24 protein-coding genes are annotated in these 16,293 nt (G+C 31.8%); 4 read left to right on the forward strand and 20 right to left on the reverse strand.

Features of this window, described 5'->3' with window-relative positions; translation table 11 throughout:
- Window positions 1-20: 20 nt before the first annotated feature.
- On the reverse strand, window positions 21-1,766 hold the full coding sequence (locus H532_RS0110425; protein ID WP_211231968.1) for a terminase large subunit: 1,746 nt from the start codon (window positions 1,764-1,766) through the stop codon (window positions 21-23).
- Between the two features lie 383 nt (window positions 1,767-2,149).
- Between H532_RS0110425 and H532_RS0110430 the strand changes: the two genes are divergently transcribed.
- Window positions 2,150-2,983 carry a tyrosine-type recombinase/integrase gene (locus H532_RS0110430; protein WP_027725439.1) on the forward strand — a complete coding sequence of 278 codons (834 nt, stop codon included), beginning with the start codon at window positions 2,150-2,152 and terminating at the stop codon, window positions 2,981-2,983.
- Between the two features lie 14 nt (window positions 2,984-2,997).
- Here H532_RS0110430 and H532_RS18555 read toward each other — a convergent pair whose 3' ends face one another.
- Entirely contained in the window at window positions 2,998-3,411 is a 414-nt protein-coding gene (locus tag H532_RS18555; protein WP_051263266.1) for a phBC6A51 family helix-turn-helix protein, read from the reverse strand.
- A 90-nt stretch (window positions 3,412-3,501) separates the two neighbouring features.
- Between H532_RS18555 and H532_RS0110440 the strand changes: the two genes are divergently transcribed.
- A complete protein-coding gene (locus tag H532_RS0110440) occupies window positions 3,502-3,762 on the forward strand; it encodes a hypothetical protein (RefSeq protein ID WP_027725440.1) in 261 nt (86 codons plus the stop codon).
- Window positions 3,763-4,071: 309 nt separating this feature from the next.
- Here the strand turns inward: H532_RS0110440 and H532_RS0110445 are convergent, their stop codons facing one another.
- From H532_RS0110445 to H532_RS19925, 18 genes are all read right to left on the reverse strand, one after another.
- On the reverse strand, window positions 4,072-4,359 hold the full coding sequence (locus tag H532_RS0110445; protein ID WP_027725441.1) for a hypothetical protein: 288 nt from the start codon (window positions 4,357-4,359) through the stop codon (window positions 4,072-4,074).
- Between the two features lie 215 nt (window positions 4,360-4,574).
- Window positions 4,575-4,877 carry a hypothetical protein gene (locus H532_RS0110455; protein WP_027725442.1) on the reverse strand — a complete coding sequence of 101 codons (303 nt, stop codon included), beginning with the start codon at window positions 4,875-4,877 and terminating at the stop codon, window positions 4,575-4,577.
- Between the two features lie 25 nt (window positions 4,878-4,902).
- Complete coding sequence (locus tag H532_RS20340; protein WP_155995029.1) at window positions 4,903-5,073, reverse strand: hypothetical protein; 171 nt, start codon at window positions 5,071-5,073, stop codon at window positions 4,903-4,905.
- A 65-nt stretch (window positions 5,074-5,138) separates the two neighbouring features.
- Window positions 5,139-5,318 carry a hypothetical protein gene (locus tag H532_RS0110465; RefSeq protein WP_027725443.1) on the reverse strand — a complete coding sequence of 60 codons (180 nt, stop codon included), beginning with the start codon at window positions 5,316-5,318 and terminating at the stop codon, window positions 5,139-5,141.
- A gap of 43 nt (window positions 5,319-5,361) precedes the next feature.
- The gene (locus H532_RS0110470) at window positions 5,362-5,607 is read right to left on the reverse strand and encodes a hypothetical protein (protein ID WP_027725444.1); all 246 of its coding nucleotides are present in this window, start codon (window positions 5,605-5,607) and stop codon (window positions 5,362-5,364) included.
- A gap of 11 nt (window positions 5,608-5,618) precedes the next feature.
- Window positions 5,619-5,873: a hypothetical protein gene (locus H532_RS0110475; RefSeq protein WP_027725445.1), complete on the reverse strand. Its 255-nt coding sequence runs from the start codon at window positions 5,871-5,873 to the stop codon at window positions 5,619-5,621.
- Window positions 5,874-6,170, reverse strand: a complete 297-nt coding sequence (locus tag H532_RS0110480) for a hypothetical protein (RefSeq protein ID WP_027725446.1) — start codon at window positions 6,168-6,170, stop codon at window positions 5,874-5,876. It abuts the gene before it with no gap.
- 272 nt (window positions 6,171-6,442) lie between these two features.
- On the reverse strand, window positions 6,443-6,655 hold the full coding sequence (locus tag H532_RS18560; protein ID WP_038112159.1) for a helix-turn-helix domain-containing protein: 213 nt from the start codon (window positions 6,653-6,655) through the stop codon (window positions 6,443-6,445).
- A gap of 251 nt (window positions 6,656-6,906) precedes the next feature.
- Window positions 6,907-8,199 carry a hypothetical protein gene (locus H532_RS0110490; protein ID WP_027725447.1) on the reverse strand — a complete coding sequence of 431 codons (1,293 nt, stop codon included), beginning with the start codon at window positions 8,197-8,199 and terminating at the stop codon, window positions 6,907-6,909.
- Between the two features lie 834 nt (window positions 8,200-9,033).
- Window positions 9,034-10,602 (reverse strand): hypothetical protein, encoded by a 1,569-nt coding sequence (locus H532_RS0110500; protein WP_027725448.1) that lies wholly within the window; start codon window positions 10,600-10,602, stop codon window positions 9,034-9,036.
- A 287-nt stretch (window positions 10,603-10,889) separates the two neighbouring features.
- Window positions 10,890-11,069, reverse strand: coding sequence for a DUF5659 domain-containing protein (locus tag H532_RS21085; RefSeq protein WP_027725449.1), 180 nt, complete (start codon window positions 11,067-11,069; stop codon window positions 10,890-10,892).
- A 149-nt stretch (window positions 11,070-11,218) separates the two neighbouring features.
- The gene (locus tag H532_RS0110515; protein WP_038112162.1) at window positions 11,219-11,434 is read right to left on the reverse strand and encodes a hypothetical protein; all 216 of its coding nucleotides are present in this window, start codon (window positions 11,432-11,434) and stop codon (window positions 11,219-11,221) included.
- A gap of 79 nt (window positions 11,435-11,513) precedes the next feature.
- On the reverse strand, window positions 11,514-11,714 hold the full coding sequence (locus tag H532_RS0110520) for a helix-turn-helix domain-containing protein (RefSeq protein WP_038112164.1): 201 nt from the start codon (window positions 11,712-11,714) through the stop codon (window positions 11,514-11,516).
- A gap of 404 nt (window positions 11,715-12,118) precedes the next feature.
- Window positions 12,119-12,505, reverse strand: a complete 387-nt coding sequence (locus H532_RS0110530; RefSeq protein ID WP_027725452.1) for a hypothetical protein — start codon at window positions 12,503-12,505, stop codon at window positions 12,119-12,121.
- Window positions 12,506-12,528: 23 nt separating this feature from the next.
- On the reverse strand, window positions 12,529-13,017 hold the full coding sequence (locus H532_RS0110535) for a hypothetical protein (RefSeq protein WP_027725453.1): 489 nt from the start codon (window positions 13,015-13,017) through the stop codon (window positions 12,529-12,531).
- A gap of 114 nt (window positions 13,018-13,131) precedes the next feature.
- Complete coding sequence (locus tag H532_RS0110545) at window positions 13,132-13,776, reverse strand: hypothetical protein (RefSeq protein ID WP_027725454.1); 645 nt, start codon at window positions 13,774-13,776, stop codon at window positions 13,132-13,134.
- A 94-nt stretch (window positions 13,777-13,870) separates the two neighbouring features.
- Complete coding sequence (locus H532_RS20345; protein ID WP_155995030.1) at window positions 13,871-14,023, reverse strand: hypothetical protein; 153 nt, start codon at window positions 14,021-14,023, stop codon at window positions 13,871-13,873.
- A 54-nt stretch (window positions 14,024-14,077) separates the two neighbouring features.
- Entirely contained in the window at window positions 14,078-14,242 is a 165-nt protein-coding gene (locus H532_RS19925) for a helix-turn-helix domain-containing protein (RefSeq protein ID WP_081412425.1), read from the reverse strand.
- Window positions 14,243-14,411: 169 nt separating this feature from the next.
- On the opposite strand from H532_RS19925, the gene H532_RS18565 reads away from it, so the two are divergent.
- Together H532_RS18565 and H532_RS0110565 are read left to right on the forward strand one after the other, a co-directional pair.
- On the forward strand, window positions 14,412-15,017 hold the full coding sequence (locus tag H532_RS18565; protein WP_038112167.1) for a helix-turn-helix domain-containing protein: 606 nt from the start codon (window positions 14,412-14,414) through the stop codon (window positions 15,015-15,017).
- The gene (locus H532_RS0110565; RefSeq protein ID WP_027725456.1) at window positions 15,018-16,142 is read left to right on the forward strand and encodes a site-specific integrase; all 1,125 of its coding nucleotides are present in this window, start codon (window positions 15,018-15,020) and stop codon (window positions 16,140-16,142) included.
- Window positions 16,143-16,293: the final 151 nt, after the last annotated feature.

Genomic DNA, 16,293 nt, shown 5'->3' on the forward strand with positions numbered 1-16,293 from the left:
CACCACCTTTCTTTTATGTGTTATATACCTAAAAGCCTTCGATCAATGGTTTGAAGGCGTTTATTTTTTATTTCAATTTCATCAATCCGATTCGCAAATTCGGAAACGGCATCTACAAAGTCATCATGTAAAGTGAATTGTTGTCCGGCAAATTCCATCAATTGATCAAGTGCTTTCTTTTGCACTCTTTCTGAGCAAAAAATAATTCGACCGTTGTTAATGGCATCAACAATAGTCGAAATTTTTTCATCCTTATTTTTTCGCTGCATTTCATTTATGAAAGTTATATTACGGTTAGATAATGCCTTATGTTTTTCTTTCGCTAATTCTTGTTGGATTCGTTCAACATCCAAACCGTTATAGGTATTTTTTTCAATATAAACATGGGTTATGTCCTCAAATTCGTAAAGAAGGTCAATTACATGATTGATGTATTGGTCAAATTCATCGAATTTCTGTATTTCGCCTTTACGGACATATTTAAAGCCATTGTCAGCAAGTGAGCCAACCACAAAGGCAAAATAGTCTGACCTGTTTTTATCCTTGTTTTTAACTCCTGCTGCATCAATGGTCAGCATGGTTTTAATGAATTTGTGATCCTCAATTTCTTCTTTTGGTTGGGTTCGATTGGATTTGAACCATTTGTCACCGATGTTTTCACAATTACACATGAGTTCCTGCATGAATGCCAAACGTTTATTAAAGTATTTTAATGCTAATTTATAGCAGCTGTATTTTTCCCAAATTGTTAGGAAGTCCATTTCTTTTTTGTGTTCTTCATAATATTGTTTAGCATGGGCTTCTGGATCGTCTAGTTTATCATCGAATAAAATTTCTTTGAATTTTTGCCAATGAGGATGAGTATCAAAATATTCATCAACATCAAAGTCAACGACACTTCGATGAAAAACTTTATATTCAGGATTTTTACGGATTGAATCAATGAAATCACCAACGGCTAAGGGTGTACCGATAACAACAAATTTAGTTGCCGGTTTGACAAGTTTTCCGTTGCGATAGACGGCTTCGTCACCGCCTTCTTCGACTTCTTTAAGCCATCGTTGGTATTTCTTCTGTTTGGCTTCATCGCTTAAAATATCGTTTTCGGAAATATAGTCATCCGCTATATAGACCATCGGGCGAAAAATACCATCCTTAGAGATATAACTCGCACCTCGAACGGATGATCCGGAGGAATAGGCTTGAATTTTTGTATCATTGTCGAGTTCTAATTCAAGTTTATTTACTGTACGTTTGTGAGGATTGACTAAATTGCCGAATGTATTCACAATATAAGGAGTTTGGAGCGCTTTTCTGGTTTGGTCTACAAAATTTATAGCGTCCAATTCCCTATTTGCTAAGACAATGGTAAATATGGACTTTTTATATACATGGAGATAACAACTTAAAGCCATATCAATAATTGTGGTTTTGCCGATACCCCGACTTAAAATGAATTCTTCTTTGTCATGCTTATTGTGGATGAACATATCCTCTAATTCTTGCCATATTTCATAATGAACAGGGGCAAGGTTTCTGACTAAGTTATTCGGCTTAGGAACGAAAAAATCTTGGAGGAAATATAGACAAAAAAACGATAAAGACCGTTTGCCGATGGAATAGGCAAGCGAACCTTTACCAAATAAATTATCCTTATGCTTGATCATTAACTGCTTGGCTTTTTCTTCACCAAAGAATTGTTTTAAGTATTTATATAGTAATTGCCTATTCTCTTTTGTGTTTATGATGTCTGCTATGTTGTTCACCTCCCTCGAACCCTGAAAATTATTATAAAAAATTGTAGCGACTGCTGTAGGCTGGCTGGCCGGACGGAATGAGAAGGTACCCACCCCTATCCAAATGAAAATAAACTCATTTGTTCATCGGTTTTTTGGCAAGTGGATCATCATTAAATTTATCAATAATTCAATATCTCATATCATGAGTCATTATTTATTGGATAATGACTAACAACTAATAAATCAACCGATTGTTTAATTGTATATAACTTGACTTATACGCAATTAAACAGTATTATAATAGGTGTAAACGATACATATCCTAGATTAAATCGCTTAATTTACTGGTAATAAATACCAAAATCTAGTGCTCTGTATTGCGTATAACTAATTTAAGGAGATGATTACTAATGCTAATCGATGAATTTCTGGAGTCAAAACGGATGCGGAACAAAAGCCCAAACACATTAAAGAATTATAAAAGGGATCTCAAAAACTTTAATGCCTATATCCAAAAGTATAACACATCATTAAATGATTTAAATGACCTCATCGTTCAACAATACCTTAACACATTAAAGAATAACTATTCGCCCGCTACCATCAATCGCATTTATGCTGCTATCCGCTCTTTCTGTCACTATTCAAATCAGTTGCATGCGGTTGATGACATCGAGATTCAAAGGGTTCCGCACATCAGCAAACAGGAAAGCAAAGGCTTAGACAAAGAGGAAGTAACCAAACTAAGGTTATCTGTTGCCAATGACAAATCAAGTCCAACAAGGGAACGTGATCAAGCCATTATAGACTTTTTACTCTATACTGGGTGCCGAGTATCTGAACTGGTTAATTGTAATCGTGACGACATCACATATCACAAAGGTATTTATACAGTCCATATCAATGAATCAAAGACGAATCAAGCAAGAAAAGTCTTTGTTGACGCTAAGCAATTTAAATATATAAAACGTTACCTTGATCATAGAACGGATGATAATGAAGCCTTATTTACTTCTAGGAGAGGAAGAATATCGGTTAGGATGGTTCAAACCATTTTAAACAAATACGGCATAAATCCGCACCTTTTAAGACATACGTATTGCTCTATCCTAGCCCGTAATAACGTTGATTTAACGACTATCGCCGCACTTGTTGGCCATCGTGATATTAACACCACAAGGCGATATGCTAACCCAACCGAAAAAGAAATGGCTGAAGCCGTCTCAAAAGCCTTCTCATTCTAAAAATGGGAAGGCCTTTATTCTTCATCTTCATTATCCACTTCGTCAAATTCTGCTTCCAAAATATCTTCATCAATATTGTTTTTATCGTTCATGGCCGCTTCAATTTCGTGTTTGCTTGTTGGTTTACCTAATGCCCGATCCGCAAGGTATTGAAGGACTTGGGCTTGAACACGCTTGTTTGAACTGTCGTTTGCCAATTCATACAACTTCTCTATGACAAAGTCTAATTTGCCATCAATTTTTTTTTGAACGAGACTTTTTTTCTGTTGTAACCGCCTGTCCAACTCCGCCCTAAATAGATCGTTATCTAACCAATCATATAAAGTTTGACGAGCAATTCCACATTTCTTTGCAATTTCGGTTTTTGTATACTCTCCATCTGCTAGTAATTCAATAGCAAGTATTTTCCTATCGTCTAAAATCTCCATGTATATTCACCACCTTACAAACCGACATTTTTAATATTTTTTAAAAATAAAAGTTCCATTATAATTAAAAAAAGATAAGGGGGATTTTATATGATAGATACATCAATATTTAGCACCTTTTCATGTTTATATGAAATCGAATTTGATCAACTAAAAGGTTATTCAAAACAAATAGAACAGCACTTTCAAATTACAAACCAAATGATTAAAGAGCAATTACAAAGTGTTTCACCAGAGGATACACTTAAATATGATTCCTTAATGGGAATTAATTTAGAAAATACATTTATAATTTATCCGAATATTCATCGTAAATCATTATTTATTGCTAGTTTTTCCTTGATATTTTAATAGAAAGAATTACAAAAACCTATTCAAACAATTAACTTTAGGTTTATACAAAAAAGCGCCTTTTTTATTAGGCGCCAAAAAATTAGTAATAAATTTAGTCTAAGTTAATTATAAAATCAATTTGTTTATCAATATTTTGAGGTTTTGAATCAAGTTTTGCAAATAATGCATCTGATGTTATTCTATCTGCTTCAAGAAATATATATCTTTCATTTATGTTGTGGAAAGAAAATCAAAGTCTCTGGTCATCGTCGTTCGACACCGAACTAATTCTCTCCTGAGTCAGTCAAACTCTCCAAATAGCAGGGCTTACGCTTTAAAACACAACTCATTATCCTTTAATACCTGATACAACACAATACCAACACGATTGATCATATCCTCATCATGTTCATCATATCCCGCTTCCTTAAAACAAGCGTGAAGGATCTCATGCACTAATGTCTGTTCTTTTCTGCATTCACTTATACCATCATCCAATTCGATGATACCGATATTGTAATTGATCTGACCAAGTAAATTAAATTTATCAGTAAGGCCATTTACCTCTTTAATGTCATATTCAATCCCCGCCACTTTCACTTTTTCTGGGATCATTAAAACACCTCACCACAAAAACAAAATCAAAAAGGCACCGTTTAAGATGCCTTTTAGAAAATAAAAAAAGCCTTCCATAAGGCCACCATATTCCTTATCTTGATTTATTCATTTTTCTTACCAAATACACCAAATCACCTAAAAAGTCGATTAAATAAATCATTCCTAATTGACACAAACACCCAATAACAAACAATAACAAAAGATTTCCCATATCATTTCGCCTCTTTCAACTGTGCCATATATTGCTTAAATTGAATTTGGCGATCTTTTCTCAGTTTCTTTATTTCTTCATCTGGTTGCCAACGGCCTAATTCGTTTTGTATGTGTTGCCTTGCCCTCGTAATCGTCAATAACGGAACATTCTTCATGTCCTCTAACGATGTAAGCCCCAACTTCTTACATACCTGAATAAACAACGCTGAATCATTGCTCCTGGTTTCTGGATATTCGCTCAACACCTTGTCAACTAATCCTATAACTCCGGTTAATTCTTTTTCTACAGTTTTGTTGTTCATAAATCTTCTCCATCCTTTGTTCTTTTTATTGTTTTTTATTTTTCGTTACCGCCTTGAACATATATTCAGCACCTTGCTCGATCGTTTGACATTCTACAGCTGCAATTAGTGAATCTACAATAATACTGTCATCAATGCCTTGTTTTCTCAAAAACTTTATGACTTCGACTGCTTCTCTCAATTCGTGTCCAATCATTTTTTAAAATCACCAAACTTTCTAATCAAACGCTATGACCCCATGTAGTCTTACCTCTAGGGGTTTTAATACCAATATCCTTCAAATATCTTGCAATAGTTTGTAGAAATGTCAGTAACCAAGTCTTTAATTTCTTCATCAAGCCATCCTTTATAAATAAAATCAGTCTCTTTTAACTTGATCAGATTATCTAAAAAACTTAATTTCAAATTTAAAATTTCTTCCTTCGACTTTTTCTTGGTCATTATTTAACCTCCTCATTTAATAAAAAATAAAAAAGCCACTTTCTCAAGTTGCTTTGTAACTCATAATCATGTAGTAATTTTCAACTTTAATCCGGCCATCCCTCGTTATTTTTGCGTATTTTTTTCCATCAACATTTTGTATTTGAATATATCCCATACCTTCTAACCACTCATATTTAATAAAATCCTTGAATTCATCATCTTTTATCAAATATAAATGCTCAAAATCTCGATGTTTGACCGCTTCCCAATAAATCTTTTCTAATACCTTAAACCATTCATTGTCCATCAAATCACCTTCTAATGCAACAAAGTTTCCATTAGGGCTTCCATCTCTTTTCGCTTATTTAAGTAACGATTGCACATGTTCACCAAAAAAATTCCATTGTTGTGTGTTTCGTCAACAAAATGCTTAATCATTCTAACCATTTTTGCACAATCTTCGATGCTCATATCATCAAATTCTTCTTCCAAAATTAAGTAATACTTCATGTTTTTAATTTTTTGATCATCTAACGCTTTACGAATTTGTTTTTTGTATGCTCTAATATCCACTTATTTTTTGCCCCTTTTGTGCATATTTTCATAGATGGCATAAACTGGTGTGTCATCAAATTCTTCATATTCACCATACTCATTATCATTATCCTTTTCATCTCTGTTCATTGTCTGCAAAAAACGCTTGATATACTCTATATCAGCGACAATCGATTCAAAATCACGATCCCAGCGGTCAAAAAACGCCTTAGCAAGTCCATTATAAAAGGTTCTTAACGCCCCTCGAACCGCATTGTAGGCTAATTCTTCAATTTCATTGATTGTTAATTCAACTTTTTCATTTTCTTTATTCATCATCTTCTCCCCTTCCCTTAACGCTAAAAATAAATGAACACAAGGACGGGAATTTAATTAACTTTCCCGTCCCTGGCCATTTAATTAGGAGGAATTTTTAATAGAAGGTTTTGTCACCCTTTTGTTTTACGTCGGAGGCATGACTGGGCAGCAACTTGCTCAAGGTTACTGGTACCGACATAGGAAGAAATAAATAATGGTTTTAGATAAACGAATTTTGAATTGTGCTATTGATATTCAAAAAAAGGAATATTTTCCAGAGTATATAATGACTAATCAACACAAACTTTTTGCCATCGATATTCTTTAGCCTGATGAATTAAATTAACTAACTTTTGCTCTTTTTCTGGGCTGATATTACAATTAAAGTTAAAATAATGACTGATCAACGACTCCGAACATCCAATGGCTTCTGCTAACGATTTGTTGGTGATGCGTTTTCGCTTTTTTTCAGTGTACAATTGTAAAATCTCATCTCTCGTCATCTCACCTCACTCCTTTTCACCTCTTTTGTTAAAAATCAATCAATAAATTTATTACAGAAAATGAATAAATCATAAAAAAAGACTAGCCCATAAATGGACTAATCTTTTCTCCCTCTTCTTCCATGAGGCATTTATGTAAATTAGGTATGATTTATTCATCCTGCAGGTGGAATAAATCGCTTAAAAATAACTTCCTTCACTATATTATGTATCATTTTCGTAGTAGATAAGCATCGGTTTTTTGCATATTTTTATTTTATTTTATTTTTTTTATTAAACAAATCTTCTTTTAATAGCCCTTTATAATGTTCTTTCTCTTTATTTTTTTTATTAAAAGTAGTTATGTATTGTGCAATCCGATTTAAATCTTTATCTAAATCACTCAAATATGTATAAAAAATGTTTAAGCACTTGGTAATGATCGTCTTTTTTGATTCCTTTTTTAATTTATCCTTATCAATTTCACCACTAATTAATTTGCAAATGGTTATATAAGTGCTTTTGTGAAGATGTTTATCCATTTTTAAGAGTATTTCTTTAAACTCGCTATCGCTATCAGAAATCAAGTCAATAATGCCTAATCTATCATCTGCTTGATTATTAAATAAATAATCTACGTTGACTTGCTTTTCTTTTTCTACCTGCACTTTTAACCAACTGATAAGCATCTCGAATAGCACATTAACATCATCAACCGTTTCAATGATCCGGTCATAAAATGCTAAAAAGTCTCTAATCTCGTGAGACAATGGCACATTCTTTTTTCTCTTTGTTTGGTACCATAACTGATAAACTCTCCACAATTTATCGCCGATTGTTTCTTGAATTTGCCTTACCCTGGTTTCGGATATGCCTAATTCTTCAGCGATTTTTTGATTACCGTATGTCTTTTGATTTTCAATTTGATATTTGTCTAACAATTTGTAGTAAACGGCTAACTGCTGATCCGTCAAAATATTGATTATGTATGTTTCAAGGTTAATTTCCTTGATGAAATCAGCAAAACTTATGTATGGGTTTTTCTTATTCCAATTTTGAAAAGCACTTAAATTATAAAATGACAATGAATCAGATAAATCATCATCATCACCATAATAATTATTCGATGACCGATACTCAGAAACAATATCAATTTCTTTTGTTTCCTTTCCGGTTTTTGAATCAAATTTTAAATTACCATATTGCCTGTTAAATTCATCAAGAATTACTCCTTGTATGTATTTTTTTGCCCATTTCAACAAACCATTATTTGAAAGTGTTTTTGCCGTATCTCTATATTCTTTTTTATTTTTTAAATCATGAAAGAAATTATACAACCCGACTTGAAACAACGACTCAATTTCATCTCGGCCTAATTTAGAATAGGCTTGTAGACAAAATTCATAAAAACTATGTAATCCTGGATCTTGATAATATGTATATCTTCTTAAACCTTTTTCCTCATGTCTGTCCTTAAATTTAACAATTTTTTCATAGGCCTTGTCATTACCGTTTAAATATTCAATAATAACATCCTTAAATTTAATGTTACCCTTCTTCTCCATCTATTTTTCCTCCTAATCTTTCTAATCAATAAACATCCCCCCGTTTTATTTTTAATAGCCTCATTTACAAACCACATGTCTCCCCAACATGTTTACCGACAAGCAACAACCATATCGAATAGTTCGATACCTTTATGACCTCGCTTATGACCTCGCTGGGCACGACCTCATCAACATCACCAACAACAACCATCCTCGCTACAATATAATCACCTCCTTAAATTATAAAAATTTAATTTTATATTTATTTTACTATTTTGTCAAATGAAATGTTAAAAAAATATATCAAACAAACTATAAAACTAATAATCCAATTATAATATACCACACTATTTACCAATTTGTCAACACCCTTACAGATTGATTAAAAATAACCAATAAAAATACACAACAAAAGTCATAACTTTGTTAAAAAGCCCTTATGTATCAAGGGTTTCCGGCTCAGCCTCTTAAAGGCAATAGGACTAAAAGTCATGAGATCATATTAATCTATATACGAACATATTAAAGGTGGTACAGGGGTTGGCTTAGGTGGTACACCCTATGGTACAGGCTTTTTAGCCCCACCCTGTACCACTTTGATACCAAAAAGCCCGTAAAATCAACATTTTTTAAAAAGTGGTACAGGTGGTACAGGGTATTTTTCACTTCTTTTATTTTTTATGGTTTTTATTTATATTTTTTGATTCTCAATAGAAAAAAGTATGTACCACCTGTACCACCCAATTAAAAGCCCTTATGTATCAAGGGTTTTGGCGTTTAAGGTGGTACAGTTTTGATGGTTTTACCCTGTACCGCCCCCTGTACCACCATGTACCAGGTATGTACCATTTTTCATTGAAAAAGCGTCACAATATCTATTCCATCCTGATCATTTTTAGGTATAACAACATTTTGCTTTTTATTATTTTCTTTTCTTATTCGACTAGATAAAGAAATATTTTCTATATTGTTTTCGCCAAATGCCATAAAAATATCCCCAATCCATTCTTCATCATATTTTCTAGTTTGATTGATAAATTTTATATACTTACGTCTATAATCATCAAATTCAACAATAAATTCCTTGCGATTTTTACGAATAATTTCTTTTAGATTTTCAAGCATTATATGTTTTTTATCATCGGGTAAATTACTCGATTGGGTTCTATCCTCAATGCCTTCGATGATATTTCTAACAGGTATTTCATCAACAACATCAATAAACCTATTTCCTCTATAGTCCTTTTTAACCATTAAAATTGAATCAGTCAAAAGCAAATCATCAATATCCTTTAATTCAATGTCTTTCCCATCTCGTGTAACGAAAAGGCCTTCTGCATTTTTAATCATTTCAATGCGATTTATTTCTTGTTGTTTGTGTTCATCTTCTTCTAATTGTGATTTCATTTTTGCTAATTCAATCTTTGCCTGTTTTATATTTATTTTAACTTTTATGTTATTTTCTTCCCCACCAAGATCCTTAATTCTTTTTTCAGCAGCTCTAATCAGTTTTTCATCCAAAGTGTTGCTAATTCCTTTTTTCTTTCTCTCTTTGGCAATTAAGTAGCGTAAATAGTGTTCAACCTCAGGAAATTGATTAGGGTCTCTTGTTGGATTTTTAAAAGCACTGATCGTTTCATGATAATATTCTTCATCTTCCTCTTGTTCCGGCTCTATGTCGCTTTCAGCGACATCATCAGAAACAGGAAGCGGAATGATTTTTTCGTTTTTCTTGCTTTGAATGGTTTTCAAATCATCGCTGATTTCATGGATATAATATGTATTTATATCTTGGCGTTTTTCCGCAATATAATCACCAATATTTTTGTAAATAACACCTCTGTCAACTGCATCATTGATGACTTTCATGGCGTATTTATTGTCGTTTAAATTTAAAATGTTTTTCCACGTTTCGTAAGAACATTTAAAACCATGTTTCCATTTTGCGGTTAAAGAATAAATATAAAAATCACGAATATCCAAATCATAAAATTTGTGATAAGGAATTTTTGTGAAATTTTTATATTGATTTACTTGGTTTGTACTTTCATTTTCTTTTTCATCGATTAAACCATTATTCATTAGCAAAAAATCATTGACTGTTAATTCCAATAAGGTATAATATTTAATGGATGTAATATCGTTTTCGTTTTCTAATTTAATCACTTTTTTACTTATTAGAGATTGCAAAGTCTCTAATATTTTTCTTTTATTGAGATTTTCTTTTGAAGTAAATTTATTTGGCATCATTTGATTAAGTAAATCAATGTTAACTTTAATTGATCCGTCCATCATTCGATTAACAAACAATAATGCATAGATATAATACTCATTTTGGTTTAAAAAATATTCACTTTTGTTATCTAAAAGACAATTGTATACTCGGATAAAATCTTGATCTTTAATGTTTTTGAATAGCATATATGATTAAACACCACTTTCTTTATTTGTTTTATTTGTTCTTGTTTTTTGTCAAGCGTTAGCGTACACACACAACACACTTCCTCTGTATGTATGTTTTCTCTGTATATATGTATTCTCTGTATATCGGTGTAATTTTAGGTCAAAATAATGACGTTTTTTACACCATAGGGGTGTAAAAAGTGGTCATTAAAATGACGATTTTTACACCAGGGGGTGTAAAAAGTGGTCAAAATAATGACGAAAATTACACCATGTGTAAAAAACGGTTAAAATAATGCCGATTTTTACACCACCCTTTTAGATATTTTTTTGTATTTCTTAATGGCACTATCCAATTCCTCACTCTGTTCAAAGAGCCAAAATTGTTTACCAGTTGAAATCGATTTAGCAGTCGTTATATATGACCCTTTTAAGTATCCTATCATTTTTGGGGTTGATATTCCGTTGAAAATATCAAACAACACACATCACAGTATCCTATGTATGTATCCTCTGTATTTTGTATCCTATGTATAACTGTGTAACTTTGTTAAAAAATTTTAACTAAATTTCTTTGTTGATGGAAAATTAGTTAAAAAATTTTAACTAAATTTCCACTTGCAGTTAAAAAATTTTAACTTTTTTTCTCCGAGTTAAAAAATTTTAACTTTCTTTCCTTAAACTCATCAATTGCTTTTTCTAATTCTGGAGTTCTTTTAAATTGCCAAAATTGCTTGTTTGATACAATATGCTTTCCGGTGCAAATATACTCAAGCGATTTATCAAATTTTAAAAAATAGAATAACATCGGTGAATAGCAATAGAAAAATTCATTTTGTTTTATTCCCATTTTGAGTAGTCCTTCTATTTTTTTTTAAATGGGGGTGTAAAAAGTAGTCATTAAAATGACGAAAATTACACCACCCTTTTTATTTTTTTGGTTCATATGCATCAATATAATGCTCATACGCTGCAATTTTTTCTTTACTCATATTTGCCACATCGTTTTCGTACATACTTATTAAACTTTGACTGATGCCTAGAGCTTTACTGATTTGTTTTGCAGTGATTTTTTTCTTTTTACGTTTTAACAAGTAAATTTGTTTTTTGGTGATTTCGTTTAATTCCATTTTTCGCTACTCCTTTCTAAATTAAATTTTTTCAATTCTAATGTAAAAAAATAAGATAATAAACCTTGAAATTATTCAAGTGAAGGGCAAAAAAATATTTACCCTTCACTTTATTAAGTGACTTTTTCGGAGTACATTCGTGATGGTTTTTTGCATATCCTCATTAGTATTAGAGACTTAATCAGCAAAATCGTTAATTTGTAGACGAAAATACTCTAAAATGAGGAGGTGCTATTATGTCCACAAAGGATACCGCTAGAGAATTAGTTAAAACAATTTTCGCTAACTCAGACCGTAGAAGGCCAAAACCTAAAAACGATAAGAAAAAATGACTATGTATAGTTCGGCTTATCTTAGGTGATATTGCGTTGATGTGAAGCCGAATTTTAAAAATATGTGTTAAACTAAATTTCATTTAAAAACTCAGCTACCGGATCTCGTCCTATCTTCCGTATACTCATTCTTCTGATTGCTTTTAAATATGCCACCCCAACCTCTTGAACAAAACGGTTTTCGTAACAGGCGTTCATCAACAAATGTTTAAAGTCGTCTTTACCAAAACGCTTACCGAAATCATTTTTGATCATTTCTAGGGTTGATTGATAATCCCACCAACCGCTTTCATTATCATAATCTTTAATGGGCGGGAACAATCTAAAAAAATCCTTAACTGGCGTCCATCGTAATTTTCGATCAATGTATTCAACGGTGCTCAGAACGACTTCTGGTTTAAATTCTTTTCCTTCATCAAGATAACGGCCAAAACGGATAAGTAAATTATAGGCTTCCATTGTTTTAAAGCCTCCCTTCTAAATCACTTTAAATATGGTGGTTTATGAATATATGTCTGATTAACAAGTTTAAATTGCTCATTAATATCTTTTATGTCAACTGCATTTTTAACTATAAACACAAATCTAAAAGGTTCCTTTACCCAATCAAAAATTTCTTTCCTTTTTTCTTCATTTGATTGCATAGATGCTGACATAGTACTGATACTAAATTCATTAATCAAATCAATGAAAATATCTAAATCATTTCCGTTGTAAAAGTCATAAATATCCTTTACTATTCTGTAAACTTGAATTGGTGATAATAATTCACCTTGATAAATGGTAAAGTGACACGCATCTTCATCACTAAAATACTTTACTGAAATCATCATTTCTACATCATCATCAGCAGTGTAAATAGTATCTTCTACGATCAAAATATTATCTCTGAACAATTTATCGTTATAATATAAAAATCGTTCATTTTCCTCGTCATATTTACGAACCAAATCATTAAAAACAAGTGTCATTAGTTATTTCCTCCCTTTTGTTGATCGTAATAAGCATCTATTAACGCTTGTCCATCTTGATTGCTTAAAAATTCTATATAGCCGTCAATGTCATTCCAGGTTGTTAGGAATGGGTCAGTTTGATTGTGTTGCATTTTCTGATTCCTCACTTTTTCTCTTTCCTAATTCGTATAATTTAACTAAATCAATATTCTCAAAAAGACATTCCAATTCATTAACCATTGCTCCCCCATTAACTTCCAAATCATATGATAGTTCTACCCATGAATCATAACATTCTTCTTGATTATTTATATCTTCACCAAATAAAAGATGGGGGATTAACAATTCTCGGTGATTTTTATATATATAGTCAAAAATACTTTCCGCAATTTCATTTGTAACTTCAAAAAGATAATCTTCAATATAATCATAATAAGTTTGATACTTCCAACCCATACCACTTGTATACGTTGCACTTCTCTGACCTGTGTAAAAGTTGCTGAGATAATCCTCAATTAAACTTCTGTATCCACCAGGATAATCTTCATTTTTTTTATAAGTATAAATATCAATCTTATTATCAACTGTTACTAATTCTCCTGATAAATCATATGGATTATCTCCTAAGGAATGGTCAACAATCTGCATCTTGTCAGAAGAAGTAACCTCATAAACGATATCTGAAACAAAGTCGATGATTTCATCTTTTTTTTGTGAAATTAACTCATCAGCGATCCTATATACAATATCAGCCAATTTTTGTGTATTTTGTTCCATTTTCAATCCCTCCCATTTAATTAAAATTTCATAAATCAAAAGTAACGACCATTATAGTTATGAAACAATCAAACTATCATTAGCAACACCCCTTTCATTTGTCTTTATTTATCAATCCTTTTTTAGCGAAAATAATCTTTTCTAAAGTCTCACGAAAGTTATTCTCAAACATTACCTCCTCGATGGATTTATTTTTATTTACTGGTGTAATCTTTAATTTAAATGGTGGTGCTGGTTTACGTTTCATTTTGTGTCCTCCTGGGTTGAAAATAATGTTTTTTATGTATTTATGTATAAAGAATTACTCTCCATTGAGCCATTTCAAAAAAGATGCTTTTGAGATCTTAATTCGTTTACCAATTCGGACAACGTGAAATGCACCAGAATTAACTAAATCATAGGCTTGTCTACGTCCAATCCCCAGGTATTTTCTAATATCCTCTACATCCAAGATTTCTTTGTCCATATAATCACCTCCTATCTACTCTATTATCCTATGACACTCTTAATTGTATCATATTTGTCCCATGTGTCAAGTGTATCATATCTTTTTTAGAAGTGTTATTTTATTTTTTGCATTAATGTATTATACTTATGATACAAGATGAGAATTATGACACAAGGAGCGAAAAAATTTGGGAGATAACAGACCGAATTTTGGACAAACATTAAGGTATCTAAGGAAAAAAGCAAAGATAGGCTCCAGGGAATTATCAAGGAAAATTGGAAAGGGTGATGCCTACGTAAGCCATATCGAAAACGGAAGGATCAAAAATTTGGATTATGAAACGGCTTATCAATTGCTAAAGAATGTTGGTTATGAAGAATCTGAAATAAATGGATTTCTTGAGATATTCGGCATTGTTGATCCGGAATTGGAAGAAGATTTACTAAAACAACTCATTAAAAAAGATGAAGAAAAGCAAAGAGTATTGTCTGATCCTGATTATCAAGTATCACAATTTGATGATTGGTATTACGAAGATAAAAAAACATTATATAACCTTTTAGACAATATCAATAAGTCGCTTAAAAATCTCATTGACCATGATTATTCTTTAGCATACGAAATTATAAAAAACTTAAACAATCTAGTTTTGCCAAGGACTAAGGAAGAATTCAAATTTTTTCGTGAGTTAATGAGTTTTGATTACTCCGACTTTAGTTTTAGCGATGAAGATCGAGAAAAAATTATTAAATACATTAAGCAACTAACGAAGCAATCTGAGGGTGATATATAAATGGCTGGTTCAGTTCACAAGTATGTAACCAAAAAAGGCGAACAAAAATGGTTTTATATGTTGGATTTGGGAAAGGACGAAAATGGGAAACGTAAACAAAAGAAAAAAAGTGGGTTTAAATCAGAAAGGGAGGCTAAAAAGGCCTTACGGCTTGCTGAGGCAGAAGTCATCAAAGGAACATATGTAGAGCCGTCAAAATTACCTTATGAGACATTCGTTAATGATTGGTTTAAAAATATAAAAAAGAAAAGTTTGGGCGTTCAAACGCAAGTCGTATATGAACGCTATTTGGAATCATATATCATTCCTTCAATTGGTAATATACCGTTAGGTAAAATAACGACTGATACTATAGACAGGTTCATATCTGACTTATATGACAAAAAATATTCTGCTTCAACCATTAAAAAGGCGGTTAATATCATCAAAAGTTCACTTGAATACGCAATAATCCAAGGATACATCAAAAAGAATTTTGCTAAACAAGCAACATTGCCAAAAGAAACTAAAAATGAAATGACTGTTTGGAATCAGGAAGAAGTGAACAAATTTTTAGATGCTGCTAAAGGCAGCCGTTATTATAATTTGTTTTTTGTTGCTTTAACTACAGGGATGAGGCAAGGTGAATTATTTGGGTTGAGATGGAAAGATATTGATTTTAAAAATAAAACACTTACCGTAAATCAAGTTCTGGATCATGACGGACAAAATTTAAGAATAGGTACTAAAACAAAATCAAGTCACCGTACCATTGATTTAAGTGATAAGACCATCCAGGTCTTGTTAGACCAAAAAAAGAAAATTGAACATGAGAAATCATTAGATATTGGTTATCAAGATAATGACCTTGTGTTTTGCACGCCATTAGGCACACCCTTACATCCGTCAAATATCCGAAAAAGGGTCTTTAATAAGCTAATTGAAAAGGCACAAGTACCAAAAATACGCTTTCACGATTTGCGTCATACTCATGCGACACTTCTATTGCAAAAAAAGGTAAATCCTAAAGTAGTTTCGGAAAGATTAGGACATGCTAATGTAAAAATTACTTTAGATACGTATTCACATGTTTTACCGACAATGCAAAAAGAAGCTGTACAAAAGATTGATGATATTTTTGAGTAACATTTTATAAAAAACCTGTTACTTTTATTTTTGTTACTTTTTTTGTTACTTTTTATAAATAAAAAACGCACTTCCTCGGAGACAATCTCTCGAAAAAGCACGTTACTCAAAGATTATGTATGGTGACCTGCACAGGACTTGAACCTGTGAC

Source organism: Tuberibacillus calidus DSM 17572 (assembly GCF_000430685.1).
GTDB classification, from domain to species: Bacteria; Bacillota; Bacilli; order Bacillales; family Sporolactobacillaceae; genus Tuberibacillus; species Tuberibacillus calidus.